Below are 12,480 nucleotides of genomic sequence, written 5' to 3' on the forward strand. Positions count from 1 at the left end.
ATGTCCCAAGGGGACTTCATCCAGACCCGCGAACGCTGTTCATGAATTTTTTTGTGCCATCTTGTTAAAAAACACCCTACCGCGCCTGCAGACGCAGTTTGTTTTGGCTCCGACTACGCAGCCGGCAAGACGGCCATCCATAACCGGGATGGAACATTGAACAACGGATTCATCACCGCTGGCAGCCTCGTCATTCGCCAGCTGGTCAATACCGCCCAAACACACCCCAAGCGTCTCGCTGCTGCCCTCGCCGTCATGTTGATGACCGGTGGCGGCGCCGCTTTTGCCGTGGCTGAGCTGGGCCCCAATCCGTCCGACATGCCTGTGCAGACCGTGGAATACCCCGTCGAGTCGCTGGCTTCGGACATTTCGATCGCAGACCTGGTCGACGGACCAGGTTTTTCTTTGTACCGCACCGACGAGGTGCGCAGCAACGACACGCCCGAATCCCTGCTGCGCCGCCTGGGCGTGGCGGACCCGGCTGCAGCGGCCTTCATCCGCAGCAATGCCAAGGCGCGCAGCGCCATCATCGGCAAAGCTGGCCGCCAGATCACCGCCGAGACCACCCAAAGCCATGAGCTGACCACCCTCACGGTGCGCTGGGCCGGTGACAGCAGCGATGTGTTCCAGCGCTTTAGCATCCGCAAGGCCGATGGCAAGTTCGACACCCTGACCGAATTCCTGCCGCTGACCCATGGCACGCGCCTGTCGGGCGGCATCATCCGCAGCTCGCTGTACGCGGCCACCGATGCGGCCAGCCTGCCCGACAACGTCTCGAACCAGATGGTCGAGGTGTTTGCCGACAAGATCGATTTTCGCCGTGCGCTGCGCGCCGGTGACCGCTTCTCGCTGGTCTACGAAACGCTGGAAGCCGATGGCGAGGTGCTGGGCACCGGGCGCCTGCTGAGCGCCGAGTTCCGCAACAATGGCAAGACCCATGAGGCGCTGTGGTTCCAGGACTCGCCCAAGGACAAGGGCGCCTATTACAACTTCGCCGGTGAAAGCGGTGAGCGCAGCTACATCAGCTCGCCGGTCAAGTACACCCGCGTCTCCAGCGCCTTTGCCATGCGCGTGCACCCCATCCACAAGACCTGGTCGGCCCACAAGGGCACCGACCTGGCGGCCCCGCAAGGCACGCCCGTGCGCACCGTGGGCGATGGCCTGGTCACCTTTGCCGGCGTGCAAAACGGCTACGGCAATGTGATCTACATCGACCACGGCAACAAGCACGAAACCGTCTACGCCCATTTGAGCCGCATCGCCGTCAAGCAAGGCGCGCGCGTGGGTAAGGGCGACGAGATCGGTGCCGTCGGCCAGACCGGCTGGGCCACCGGACCGCACCTGCATTTTGAGTTCCGCGTCGCTGGGGAGCAGCGTGACCCGCTGGCCATGGTCGCCGAGAGCGAAACCAGCAAACCGATCAGCCGCCAGGCCCGCGCCAAGTTTGACAACCTGGCCAACAGCATGCGCCTGGCGCTGAACGACCAGATGCTGATGCTCGAGACCAGCGCCAACCAGTAAGCTGCTACGCCCGTCCGCCGGTAAGCAGCACGTAACAACTGCTGCCACCGCCCCCAGGCCCTCACAATATTGGTATTGTTGGGGCCTTTGCTTTTGCAACCTTGAAGACAATGACTGAACGCTTTATGGGCCTGATGTCCGGCACCTCGCTGGACGGGGTGGATGGGGTGATTGCCCAGTGGCAGGACGGCCGCATGGAGGTGCTGCAGTACGCCAGCACCGGCTTTGCCCCCGAGCTGCGGGCCGAGCTGCTGGCGCTCAACAGCGCTGGCGAGCAGGAGCTGCACCGCGCAGCACTCGCGGGCAACGCGCTGGCACGCAGCTATGCGCAGGTGGTCGATCGGCTGCTGGCGCGCAGTGGCTTGCAGCCGAGCGACATCACGGCCATTGGCGCCCACGGCCAGACTGTGCGCCACCAGCCCGGCCTCTGGGATGGTACTGGCTATACCTTGCAGCTCAACAACCCTGCGCTGCTGGCCGAGCTGAGCGGCATTGCCGTGGTGGCCGATTTCCGCAGCCGCGATGTGGCCGCTGGCGGCCAGGGCGCGCCGCTGGTGCCCGCCTTTCACCACAGCGTGTTTGGCGGTGGCGACGCGGCAGGCAGTCTGCGCTGGGTGCTCAATATCGGCGGCATCTCCAACATCAGCCGCCTCGACGGCGATGACATCCGCGGCTGGGACTGCGGCCCGGGCAATGCGCTGATGGACCACTGGTGCCAGCTGAACACCGGCAACCCCTATGACGACGGCGGCCACTGGGCGGCCAGCGGCCAGGTGATTCCAGATTTGCTGGCAGCCTTCATGGAAGAGCCTTTTTTCCAGCTGCCACCGCCCAAGAGCACCGGGCGCGACCTGTTCAACCCCGCCTGGCTGGCCCCGTTGCTCGAGCGCCATGCGCCCGGTGCTGCCCCTGCCGATGTGCAGGCCAGCCTGACCGCCTTCACCGCGCTGGCCATTGCGCAGGACATGCAGCGCCATGGCGCAGCCGAGGGCCAGACCTTGATCGTCTGCGGCGGCGGCGCGCTCAACCAGCACCTGCTGCAACGCCTGGCCGATCTGCTGCCCGGCATCGCGGTGGACAGTTCGGCCGCACATGGCCTGCCCCCGCAGCAGGTCGAGGCCAGCGCCTTTGCCTGGCTGGCCCGCCAATGCTGGCAGCGCCTGCCGGGCAATCTGCCGGCGGTGACCGGTGCACGCGGGCCCCGGGTGCTGGGCGCAATCTACCCGCGCTAGCGGTTAGGCATCCCCGCCATCGGGCGCCGGCTTGACCGGCTCATCCTTGTCGAGCTGGCTGAACACCAAGGTAGCGGCCAAGGTCATCAAAGCCACGGTCAAAAAGGTGGCGTGGATGGCGCGCAGCGACTTGTCCGGGTCGGTGATCCAGCGATCGGCATAGCCCGACAGCAGCGCGCCAGCCAGCGCCACACCAATGCCCATGGCCAGCATCTGCACCATCGACAAGAGGCTGTTGCCACTGCTGGCAAATTCGCCGTCCAGGTCTTTCAGGGTGACCGAGTTCATCGCCGAGAACTGCATGGAGTTGAAGCCGCCAAATACAAACAGCTGCAGCAGCAGCAACCAGGGCGGCTGCTGGGCGCTGGTCAATGCAAAGCTCGCCAGCATGATGGCGACCATCACCGAGTTGACCTGCAGCACGCGGCGGTAGCCAAAGTGCTGCACCGTCTGCACCGCAAAGCGCTTGACCAGCATGCTGCCCATGACGGTGGCCAGCATCATCATGCCGGCGTTCATCGGTGCCATGCCCAGGCCCACCTGCAGCAGCAGCGGAATCAGAAATGGCGCAGCCCCCGTGCCAAAGCGGGCAAACAGATTGCCCAGCAGGCCCACGCGCAGCGAGCGCACGCGGAACAGCATCGGCGGAAACAGCGGCTCGGGCACGCGCAGCGCATGCATCCAGTAGCTCGCCAGGCTGGCCAGGCCAAAGACCATCAGCACCACCACCATCGCCATGCCCAGGCCCATGCCGGACATGCCATCCAGGGCCACCGAAATGGCCACCATGCCAAACGACAGCAGCGCATAGCCCAGGCCATCGAACTTGCGCGGCACCGACCAGGTGGTCTCGGGCATCCAGCGGCGCGCGGCCCAGACGCCAAAGAGGCCCACGGGCACATTGATCCAGAAGATCCAGTTCCAGGTCGCCACCTCCACCAGCCAGCCACCCAGGGTCGGGCCCAGCAAGGGGCCGATCTGGCCGGGAATGGCGATAAAGCTCATCGCGCGGATGAAATCGCCCTTGGGGTGGCTGCGCAGCACCGCCAGGCGCCCCACGGGCAGCATCATCGCCCCACCCACGCCTTGCACCACGCGCGCGGCAATCAAAAAGCCCAGGCTGGGCGAGAGCGCGCACAGCACCGAGCCCAGCACAAACAGCGCAATCGCCCACATGAAGACGCGGCGCGTACCAAAGCGGTCGGCGATCCAGCCCGATGCAGGAATCAGCATCGCCGTGGTCAGCGAGTAGGCGACGATCACCGACTGCATCTTCAGCGGGCTTTGGCCCAGCGAATGGGCCATGGCCGGCAGCGCGATGTTCAGGATCGTGGCGTCGAGCGACTGCAGAAAAAAGGCAATCGCCACCAGCCAGAGCAGGCGCTCCTTGTGGGGCGCAACGGGGCGGGGGGTCAGTTCAGCGGACATGGACAAAACAAAAGCCGCTGGTCAACAGCGGCTTGTGGCAAGGTGGTGGGCCAGAAGGCAAGCACAGGAGCAATGCCTTCCATCACAGACTGCGCGGCTTATACCGAGAAGCTCGATCCGCAACCGCAGGTGGTCGTGGCGTTCGGGTTCTTGATCACGAACTGCGCGCCCTGCAGGTCTTCCTTGTAATCGATCTCGGCGCCCAGCAGGTACTGGTAGCTCATCGCATCGATCAGCAGCGACACGCCATTCTTGGTCATGGTCGTGTCGTCGTCGTTGGCAATCTCGTCAAAGGTAAAGCCATACTGGAAGCCCGAGCAGCCGCCGCCTTGCACGAACACGCGCAGCTTCAGATCCGGATTGCCTTCTTCGGCAATCAGATCGGCCACCTTCGCCGCTGCACTGTCGGTAAAGACAATCGGGGTGGGCATTTCCGTCATGGTGTTTTCAGCAACTTCGCTCATGGGAGACGACTCCTGTCTTATTTGATGTACTGCAAAGGATGGTACTCCAATCGCATGTTTCTCGCAGCCTGCGAGCGGGGTGACGCCAATTGCAGTGTGGGAATAGCCAAGCCGTAGCGAGCAGCCATAAAAAAACCGCCCCGAGGGGCGGTTCTTGGCAAGTAGCCAGCAATTAACGCTTGGAGAACTGCTTTGCGCGGCGTGCAGAGTGCAGACCGACCTTCTTACGCTCGACTTCACGTGCGTCACGGGTCACGAAGCCAGCTTGGCTCAGTTGCGACTTCAGTGCTGCATCGTAATCGATCAGAGCGCGGGTGATGCCGTGGCGGGTGGCACCGGCTTGGCCGGATTCACCGCCGCCGTGCACGTTGACCTGGATGTCGAAGGTTTCGACATTGCCGGTCAGCACCAGAGGCTGCTTTGCAATCATGATCGAGGTTTCGCGGCCGAAGTATTGTTGAATGTCCTTGCCATTCACAACAATCTTGCCGGAGCCCTTCTTCAGAAACACACGGGCGACGCTGGATTTGCGACGGCCGGTGCCATTGTTCCAATCACCAATCATCTCGGGACTCCTTAGATTTCCAGCACTTTAGGCTGTTGGGCGGTGTGAGGATGCTCATCACCACCGTAGACCTTCAGCTTCTTGATCATGGCGTAGCCCAGAGGACCCTTGGGCAGCATGCCCTTGACAGCCTTTTCGAGAGCACGGCCAGGGAACTTCACTTGCATGTCGCGGAAGTTGGTGGCAGTGATGCCGCCTGGGAAGCCCGAATGACGGTAGTACACCTTGTCAGTGTTCTTGGTACCAGTGACCTTGATCTTGGAGGCGTTGATGATGACGATGTAGTCACCGGTGTCAACGTGAGGTGTGTAAATGGCTTTGTGTTTGCCGCGCAGACGGAGTGCCACTTCGCTGGCGACACGTCCGAGCACCTTATCGGTGGCGTCAATCACAAACCACTCGTGTTGCACCTCAGCGGGTTTTGCGCTGAATGTAGACATGAGTTTTCTCTTTCAATAGAGGGTTTGGCGAATCCTTTTCCGCGGTCGGTGCTTCTTCTAGACGCAACTCTCGTCACGCAGGAAGCCTCTTAGGCGGTACTCCCTCACATGCGGCGCGTAAGCACTGCACACAAAGTCCTCGCCGCGGGATTCATAAAAATCGCTGCGAAGCTCTCCATTATAAAAGTTTTTCGGCAAGACGTAAAGTGCCTCCTTACTTCCCACCAATGGACTCGGTTCAGGCATATTTTCGGTGTTTTTGGGGCTTGTAGCAGCTGCTGCATGCCCCTTTGGCGCCGTAGCACAGCGCTTGTCGCTACCATTGGCGCCCTATGTTCAGTTACCGCCACGCCTTCCATGCCGGCAATCACGCCGATGTGCTCAAGCACACCATCCTGATTGCCTCCCTGCAATACATGACGCAAAAAGAGGCGGCATTGGTTGCACTGGACACCCATGCCGGGGCGGGTCTGTACCGCCTGGACGGCGACTACGCCACCACCAGCGCCGAGGCCGACGAGGGCATTCGCCGCCTCGAAGGTGCCAAGGACCTGTGCCCCATGCTGCAGGACTATGTGGACATGGTCAAAGCCTTCAACACCAGCAACACCTACAAGGTCTACCCGGGCTCGCCCTTTATCGCGCAGCGCCTGCTGGGCGACCGCGACAAGCTCAAGCTGTTTGAGCTGCACCCCACCGACTGCCGCTCGCTGAGTGGCAATATCGCGCAGCTGAAGGCCGGCCGCCAGGTCCAGGTGCTGCTGGAAGACGGCTTTGAGGGCGTGAAGAAATTTCTGCCCCCGCCATCGCGCCGCGCCTTTTTGTTGTGCGACCCCAGCTACGAGATGAAGACCGACTACGGCCGTGTGCTCGACATGGTGGCCGACAGCATGCAGCGCTTTCCCACCGGCACCTATGCGGTCTGGTACCCGATCATTCCGCGCCAGGAAGCCCATGACCTGCCGCGCCGCCTCAAGACCCTGGCCAACAAGTTTGGCAAGAGCTGGCTCAATGCCGAGCTGACGGTCAAGAACAGCAAGATCACCACCGCCATGCGCCAGGGCGAAGAAAAGCGCCCCGGTCTGCCCGCCAGCGGCATGTTCCTGATCAACCCGCCGTTCACCCTGAAGGACCAGCTCAAGGTGGCCCTGCCCCAGATGGCCGAGCTGCTGCAGCAGGACAGCAATGCCGGCTATGTGCTGGAGAGCGGCGGCAAGTAAGCAGCGCAGGCGGGAAAGACAACGCCGCCCGGGTCAACCCCGGACAGAAAAACGCAGGCCATCGACAAAGATGGGCCTGCGTTTTTGCTTTTGTGTGCTGCGGTTTTACTTTTTGCGCCGTGCTGCGGGTGCGGCCTTGGCAGGCTTGGCCCGGGCCTTGGCGGCGGGTACCACGGCCCGCACGCGGCCAGGGTGCGCCGCGGCCTTGGCCGCCTGGTGACTGCGGGGCGCGGCATCACCGGCCAGTGCCCCGCTGCCGCGCCGCCCGGCCAGCACAAATGAGGGGCAGTCGTCGTCATCGTCATCCAGGGTCCACAGCTCCACCGGCTTGATGCCCAGGCCCAGCATGCCCAGCTCCTGGGCCGCGCCCTGGCTCAGGTCGATGATGCGGTCGCCGGCATAAGGGCCCCGGTCATTGATGCGCACCACCACGGCCTTGCCGGTGACCATGCTGCGCACGCAGACCTGGGTGCCAAAAGGCAGGGTCTTGTGGGCTGCCGTCAGGCCTTCCTTGTCAAAGCGCTCGCCATTGGCCGTCTTGCGGCCATGGAACTGGCCGCCATACCAGGAGGCCATGCCTTGCTGGTCGGCCGAGCGGTAAGGGTCTTGCTTGAGGGCGGGAGGAATATCGGGCACATCCCAAGGGCGCGAGAGCCCATCGATGCTGCTGAGCGGCGCCGACGGCGGCAGCACCAGGCCCAGGCCACGGCGCTCACCGGACAGCGCGGCCAGCTCTTCAGGCGCGGTGGAGGTGATGGCCGACTCGGCGGCCGAGCGCTCGGGGGCTGTGAATGCGGCTTCGGGATGCACAGGGCCTTGCGCTGTGCTCTGCGTCACGCCATCGGGCGCCGTGCCATCGGGCGCAGCGCCGTCGCTGTCGCTGGGCACATGCACGCAGCCACCGGCGAGCGCGGCCAGGCTGACAGCGGCCAGCCAGCCTCGGCATCGCGATCGTGTGGATGAGGGCAACAGCAACTCCTGGTCTTTCCGCGTTCGGCACATTCGGGGCCACCGCGCTGCAAGACCACAGCGCTGTTGGCTACAGCCCCAGCCGGTCGCAGATCGCCAGTGTGGCTGCGCTTTGGTTCATGGTGTAGAAGTGCAGGCCGACGGCACCACGGCGGCGCAGGTCCTCGCACATCTGGGTCACCACATCCAGGCCAAAGGCGCGGATGCTGGCAACATCATCTCCATAGCCTTGCAGTCGCAGACGAATCCAGCGCGGGATCTCGGCACCGCAGGCATCCGAAAAGCGCATCAGCTGCGTCGATCCGGTGATCGGCATAATACCCGGGATGACCGGCAGGTCTACCCCGCGTTTTTGTAAATCTTCTTGAAATCTGCAAAAGGCATCGGCGTTGAAGAAGTACTGCGTGATGGCCGAATCGGCACCGGCTTTCACCTTGGCCAGAAAGGCCTGCAGGTCCGCTTCAGGGTTGCGCGCCTGCGGGTGCATCTCCGGGTAGGCGGCCACTTCGATGTGGAAATCCTGGCCGAATTCGTCGCGGATAAACGTCACCAGATCGCTGGCGTAGTGAAACTCGCCACCCAGGCCATAGCCACTGGGCAAGTCGCCGCGCAAGGCCACCAGGCGCTTGACGCCCATGTCCTTGAGCTGCTGCAGCTGCGCACGTACCGTCTGCTTGGTCGCGCCCACGCAGGAGAAGTGCGATGCCGCATCCACGCCCTCATCAAGGATGGCCTTGACCACGCCAAAGGTGCCCTCTTGCGTGGAGCCGCCGGCCCCATAGGTCACCGAGCAGAACTGGGGCTTGCGCGCATACAGCGCCTGGCGCACCACGCGCAGCTTGTCAGCGCCTTCGGGCGTCTTGGGCGGGAAAAATTCAAAACTGATGGGAAAGGTCATGGCCGTCTTCCAGGTCGTCAATACTCAGCGCTCGTTGCGTTTTTTCTGCTTGCTGCGTGCCGGGCCGGGCTGGCCAAAGCTGGCCGCTTCTGGGTCCACATACAGCTCCTGCAGATCGCGCTTGGCACGCATATCGGCCCGCGATGGGCGCTTGGCTGCGGCCTTCTTCGCTGGCGCGGCAGGCGCGGCAGGGGCCTCATCGCTGGCATCGGCTGCCGCAGGCGCAGGCAGCTTCACCACGGCGCCTTGCTGGGCATGCACAAAGAACTCATGGTTGCCGTCACCGCCATCGATGACCGAATCCAGCCATTGCTTGACCTCCAGGCCCAGCTCGGCGAGGCAGGCGCGGATGCGCTGTTCCACCTCGGCGTACAAGGCCTTGTCGCGCACAATGCCGCCCTTGCCTATCTGGCCGGGCTGCAGCTCGAACTGGGGCTTGACCAGCATCAGCAGCTGGCCGCCGGGCTTGAGCACGCTCACCACCGCTGGCAGCACGAGGGTCAGCGAGATAAAGGACAGATCGCCGGTGACAAAGTCAAACTCGGGGCGGATATCGACGTTCTCGGTGCCGGCGCGGCGGCGGCGCTCGACCGGAGCCGTGCCTTCTGCCTTGGCGCGCTGCTTGGCATTGCGCTCTGCCTTGAAGTCCTCGATCTCCTGCTCTTTGGCGTCCTGGCTGTCGTCGTATTCCTCATCGATCTGGCCGCCATTGCGCATCCAGGCATAAGGGGCCACCGGCTGGGTGTCGTTGTCCTCTTCTTCCAAGACGATCTCGGTCAAAGCCAGATCGCAGGCCGCCTGCAAGGACTCGGGCGTCAGCGCGCGGGCATTGAAGCCCTCGACACAGACCACGCGCGCATCGGCGCGCAGGCGCTCGTGCAGCTGGCCCGTGCCGACATCGACACCGATCACCTGCTGGGCACCGGCCTGCAGCAGGCAGTCGGTAAAGCCACCGGTGCTCTGGCCCACGTCCAGGCAGCGCAGGTCCCGGACCACCAGGCCGGTCGCCACCAGCGCGCCTTCGAGCTTCAAGCCGCCGCGCGAGATGTACTTGGCTTCCGAGTCATCGAGCAGCTCCACCTGGGCGCCTCCTGGAATCTCGTCCCCGTTCTTGGCCACCTTGATCCAGGGGGCCAGCGAGGTGGTGCGCCATTGCACACCCGCAGCAATCAGGCGCTGCGCCTGCGAGCGGGTCGACGCCAGGCCCGTTTCCACCAAAAACACATCTGCGCGCATGCGCGTTCCTTCAATCAAAACGACCGGCTGGCCCGCCCAAGCGGAGCAGCCCGTCTTCACAACAAATGCCCAACAGGGCTGCAGCGCCTAGCGGCACACAACGGTGTCACCAGGCGCTGGGATTACCGCTCAATTTAATAACGGTAGGTTTCAGGCTTGTAAGGGCCTTCCTTCTTCACGCCGATGTAGTCCGCTTGCGCCTGGGTCAGCTCGGTCAGCTGGGCGCCGACCTTCTTCAGGTGCAGGCGTGCGACCTTCTCGTCCAGCACTTTGGGCAACACATAGACCTTGCCCACTTCGTAGGCGTCGGGGCGGGTGAACAGCTCGATCTGCGCCAGCGTCTGGTTGGCAAAGGAGTTGGACATCACAAAGCTGGGGTGGCCGGTGGCGCAACCCAGGTTCACCAGGCGGCCCTTGGCCAGCAGGATGATCTTCTTGCCATCGGGGAAGGTGATGTGGTCGACTTGCGGCTTGATCTCTTCCCACTCGTACTTTTCGATCGATGCGACATCGATTTCGTTGTCGAAGTGGCCGATGTTGCAGACGATGGCCTCGTCCTTCATCGCGACCATGTGCTCGTGGCGGATGATGTCCTTGTTGCCAGTGGTGGTCACGAAGATATCGCACTTGTCAGCGGCGTACTCCATGGTCACGACCTTGTAGCCTTCCATCGCCGCTTGCAGGGCATTGATCGGGTCGATCTCGGTCACCCAGACTTGCGCGCGCAGCGCAGTCAGCGCCTGGGCGCAGCCCTTGCCCACGTCACCGTAGCCAGCAACCACAGCCACTTTGCCGGCGATCATCACATCGGTGGCGCGCTTGATGCCGTCCACCAGCGATTCGCGGCAGCCGTAGAGGTTGTCGAACTTGGACTTGGTCACCGAGTCGTTGACGTTGATCGCGCGGAACAGCAGCGAGCCGTTGGCCGACATTTCGTTCAGGCGGTGCACGCCAGTGGTGGTCTCTTCGGTCACGCCCAGGATCTGGGCCGACTTGCGGCTGTACCAGGTCGGATCGACGGCCAGCTTGGCCTTGATCGCGGCAAACACGATCTTCTCTTCTTCGCTGCCGGGGTTGGCCAGCACGGAGATGTCCTTCTCGGCCTTCTTGCCCAGGTGCATCAGCATGGTGGCATCGCCGCCGTCGTCCAGGATCATGTTCGGGCCTTCGCCTTCGGTGCCCTTGGCGCCGAATTCAAAGATCGCGTGGGTGTAGTCCCAGTAGTCCTTGAGCGACTCGCCCTTGATCGCGTACACGGGCACGCCGGTCTCGGCGATGGCCGCTGCTGCGTGGTCCTGGGTCGAGAAGATGTTGCACGAGGCCCAGCGCACTTGGGCGCCCAGCGCCGTCAGCGTCTCGATCAGCACGGCGGTCTGGATGGTCATGTGCAGCGAGCCGGTGATGCGCGCGCCCTTCAAGGGCTGGGCAGCGGCGAACTCTTCACGCACGGCCATCAGGCCAGGCATTTCGGTTTCGGCGATCTTGATTTCCTTGCGGCCCCAAGCGGCCAGGGAAATATCGGTAATCGCGGAGTCAGCGGGATTGAAGCGAACAGCAGCGTTCATGGTTTTCTCCAAAAATTGAATGAAAAACCACGTTCCGCGGAAGAAGGGAAGAACCATCTCACCGCACAGAAAGCGTGGGTGAGCGTCGTTGCGAGATGAAATCCGAGCCTCACGCCCCATGGTGGTCTGGCGCCTGACCAGACTGGGAAACGCTGCAACGCTCCTCGGATGGAACGCGATTATAAGGGCATCAGCCCTGTAACCCCACCAGGCGGTAGCCCACTTGCAGCTCGGTAAGCAGGTGCCGGGGCTGGGCCGGCTCGGCCTCGATCTTCTGGCGCAGGTTGGCCATGTGCACGCGCAGGTAGTGCGGCCGGTCCAGGTACTCCGGCCCCCAGACCTGCAGCAACAGCTGGCGATGCGTCAGCACCCGGCCCTGGCCGGCGATCAGCGCCGCGAGCAGCCGGAACTCGATCGGCGTCAAATGCACCGCCGTCCCGGCCTGGCGCACCTCGTGCGTTGCCAGGTCCACCTCCACATCGCCAAAGTGCACCGTACTGCCAGGCTGCTCGCCGCCACTGCGCTGGCTGCGGCGCAGCATCACGCGCAGGCGCGCCAGCAGCTCGGGCACGCCAAAGGGTTTGCTCAGGTAGTCGTCAGCGCCCGCATCGAGCGCCGCCACTTTCTCGTCCTCCTGGTCGCGGGCCGAGAGCACCAGCACCGGCAGGCCGCTCCAGCCGCGCAGCTCGGTGATCAGCGTCTTGCCATCGGCATCGGGCAGGCCCAGGTCCAGCACCAGCGCATCGGGCTGGCGGCTGGCCGCCTCAATCAGGCCACGCCTTGCGCTGTCGGCCTCAAAGACCTGCCAGCCTTCGTCCTCCATGGCCAGACGCACAAAGCGGCGGATATGCGGATCATCGTCCACCAAGAGGATGCGGGGGGCAGCAAGCGTCATGCGCCCGATTGTGACAAAAAACCGGGGTGGTTTGTGCCTGCTGGCCG

Annotated in this window: 12 protein-coding genes and 1 riboswitch; of the genes, 3 read left to right on the top strand and 9 right to left on the bottom strand. The window is 63.5% G+C overall.

From position 1 onward, the window contains the following. Positions 1-156: 156 nt before the first annotated feature. Positions 157-1,521, top strand: a complete 1,365-nt coding sequence (locus tag ACPEE1_RS19925; RefSeq protein ID WP_423934595.1) for a peptidoglycan DD-metalloendopeptidase family protein — start codon at positions 157-159, stop codon at positions 1,519-1,521. Between the two features lie 110 nt (positions 1,522-1,631). Next, a complete protein-coding gene (locus tag ACPEE1_RS19930) occupies positions 1,632-2,753 on the top strand; it encodes an anhydro-N-acetylmuramic acid kinase (protein WP_423934598.1) in 1,122 nt (373 codons plus the stop codon). A gap of 3 nt (positions 2,754-2,756) precedes the next feature. Here the strand turns inward: ACPEE1_RS19930 and mdtD are convergent, their stop codons facing one another. The 4 genes from mdtD to rplM all read right to left on the bottom strand — a co-directional run bounded on the left by mdtD (position 2,757) and on the right by rplM (position 5,650). Then, on the bottom strand, positions 2,757-4,181 hold the full coding sequence (mdtD, locus tag ACPEE1_RS19935; RefSeq protein ID WP_312989413.1) for a multidrug transporter subunit MdtD: 1,425 nt from the start codon (positions 4,179-4,181) through the stop codon (positions 2,757-2,759). Positions 4,182-4,279: 98 nt separating this feature from the next. Then, positions 4,280-4,645: an iron-sulfur cluster insertion protein ErpA gene (gene erpA / locus ACPEE1_RS19940; protein ID WP_021026899.1), complete on the bottom strand. Its 366-nt coding sequence runs from the start codon at positions 4,643-4,645 to the stop codon at positions 4,280-4,282. 172 nt (positions 4,646-4,817) lie between these two features. After that, positions 4,818-5,210 (bottom strand): 30S ribosomal protein S9, encoded by a 393-nt coding sequence (gene rpsI, locus ACPEE1_RS19945; protein WP_021026900.1) that lies wholly within the window; start codon positions 5,208-5,210, stop codon positions 4,818-4,820. Between the two features lie 11 nt (positions 5,211-5,221). Continuing rightward, entirely contained in the window at positions 5,222-5,650 is a 429-nt protein-coding gene (rplM, locus tag ACPEE1_RS19950; RefSeq protein WP_021026901.1) for a 50S ribosomal protein L13, read from the bottom strand. Between the two features lie 332 nt (positions 5,651-5,982). On the opposite strand from rplM, the gene ACPEE1_RS19955 reads away from it, so the two are divergent. Further along, a complete protein-coding gene (locus ACPEE1_RS19955) occupies positions 5,983-6,870 on the top strand; it encodes a 23S rRNA (adenine(2030)-N(6))-methyltransferase RlmJ (protein WP_021026902.1) in 888 nt (295 codons plus the stop codon). A 105-nt stretch (positions 6,871-6,975) separates the two neighbouring features. Here ACPEE1_RS19955 and ACPEE1_RS19960 read toward each other — a convergent pair whose 3' ends face one another. From ACPEE1_RS19960 to ACPEE1_RS19980, 5 genes are all read right to left on the bottom strand, one after another. After that, positions 6,976-7,839 (bottom strand): septal ring lytic transglycosylase RlpA family protein, encoded by an 864-nt coding sequence (locus ACPEE1_RS19960; protein ID WP_260718839.1) that lies wholly within the window; start codon positions 7,837-7,839, stop codon positions 6,976-6,978. Between the two features lie 70 nt (positions 7,840-7,909). After that, positions 7,910-8,737, bottom strand: a complete 828-nt coding sequence (gene metF, locus ACPEE1_RS19965) for a methylenetetrahydrofolate reductase [NAD(P)H] (protein ID WP_021026904.1) — start codon at positions 8,735-8,737, stop codon at positions 7,910-7,912. 24 nt (positions 8,738-8,761) lie between these two features. Beyond that, positions 8,762-9,973 (bottom strand): TlyA family RNA methyltransferase, encoded by a 1,212-nt coding sequence (locus tag ACPEE1_RS19970; protein ID WP_260718838.1) that lies wholly within the window; start codon positions 9,971-9,973, stop codon positions 8,762-8,764. 134 nt (positions 9,974-10,107) lie between these two features. Beyond that, positions 10,108-11,538 (bottom strand): adenosylhomocysteinase, encoded by a 1,431-nt coding sequence (ahcY, locus tag ACPEE1_RS19975; RefSeq protein WP_116927713.1) that lies wholly within the window; start codon positions 11,536-11,538, stop codon positions 10,108-10,110. Positions 11,539-11,611: 73 nt separating this feature from the next. Further along, positions 11,612-11,710, bottom strand: a riboswitch (S-adenosyl-L-homocysteine riboswitch). A gap of 18 nt (positions 11,711-11,728) precedes the next feature. Further along, on the bottom strand, positions 11,729-12,433 hold the full coding sequence (locus ACPEE1_RS19980; protein WP_423934605.1) for a response regulator: 705 nt from the start codon (positions 12,431-12,433) through the stop codon (positions 11,729-11,731). Between the last annotated feature and the right edge of the window lie 47 nt (positions 12,434-12,480).

The organism is Comamonas sp. 23 (genome assembly GCF_049601575.1).
Lineage (GTDB): Bacteria > Pseudomonadota > Gammaproteobacteria > Burkholderiales > Burkholderiaceae_C > Comamonas > Comamonas squillarum.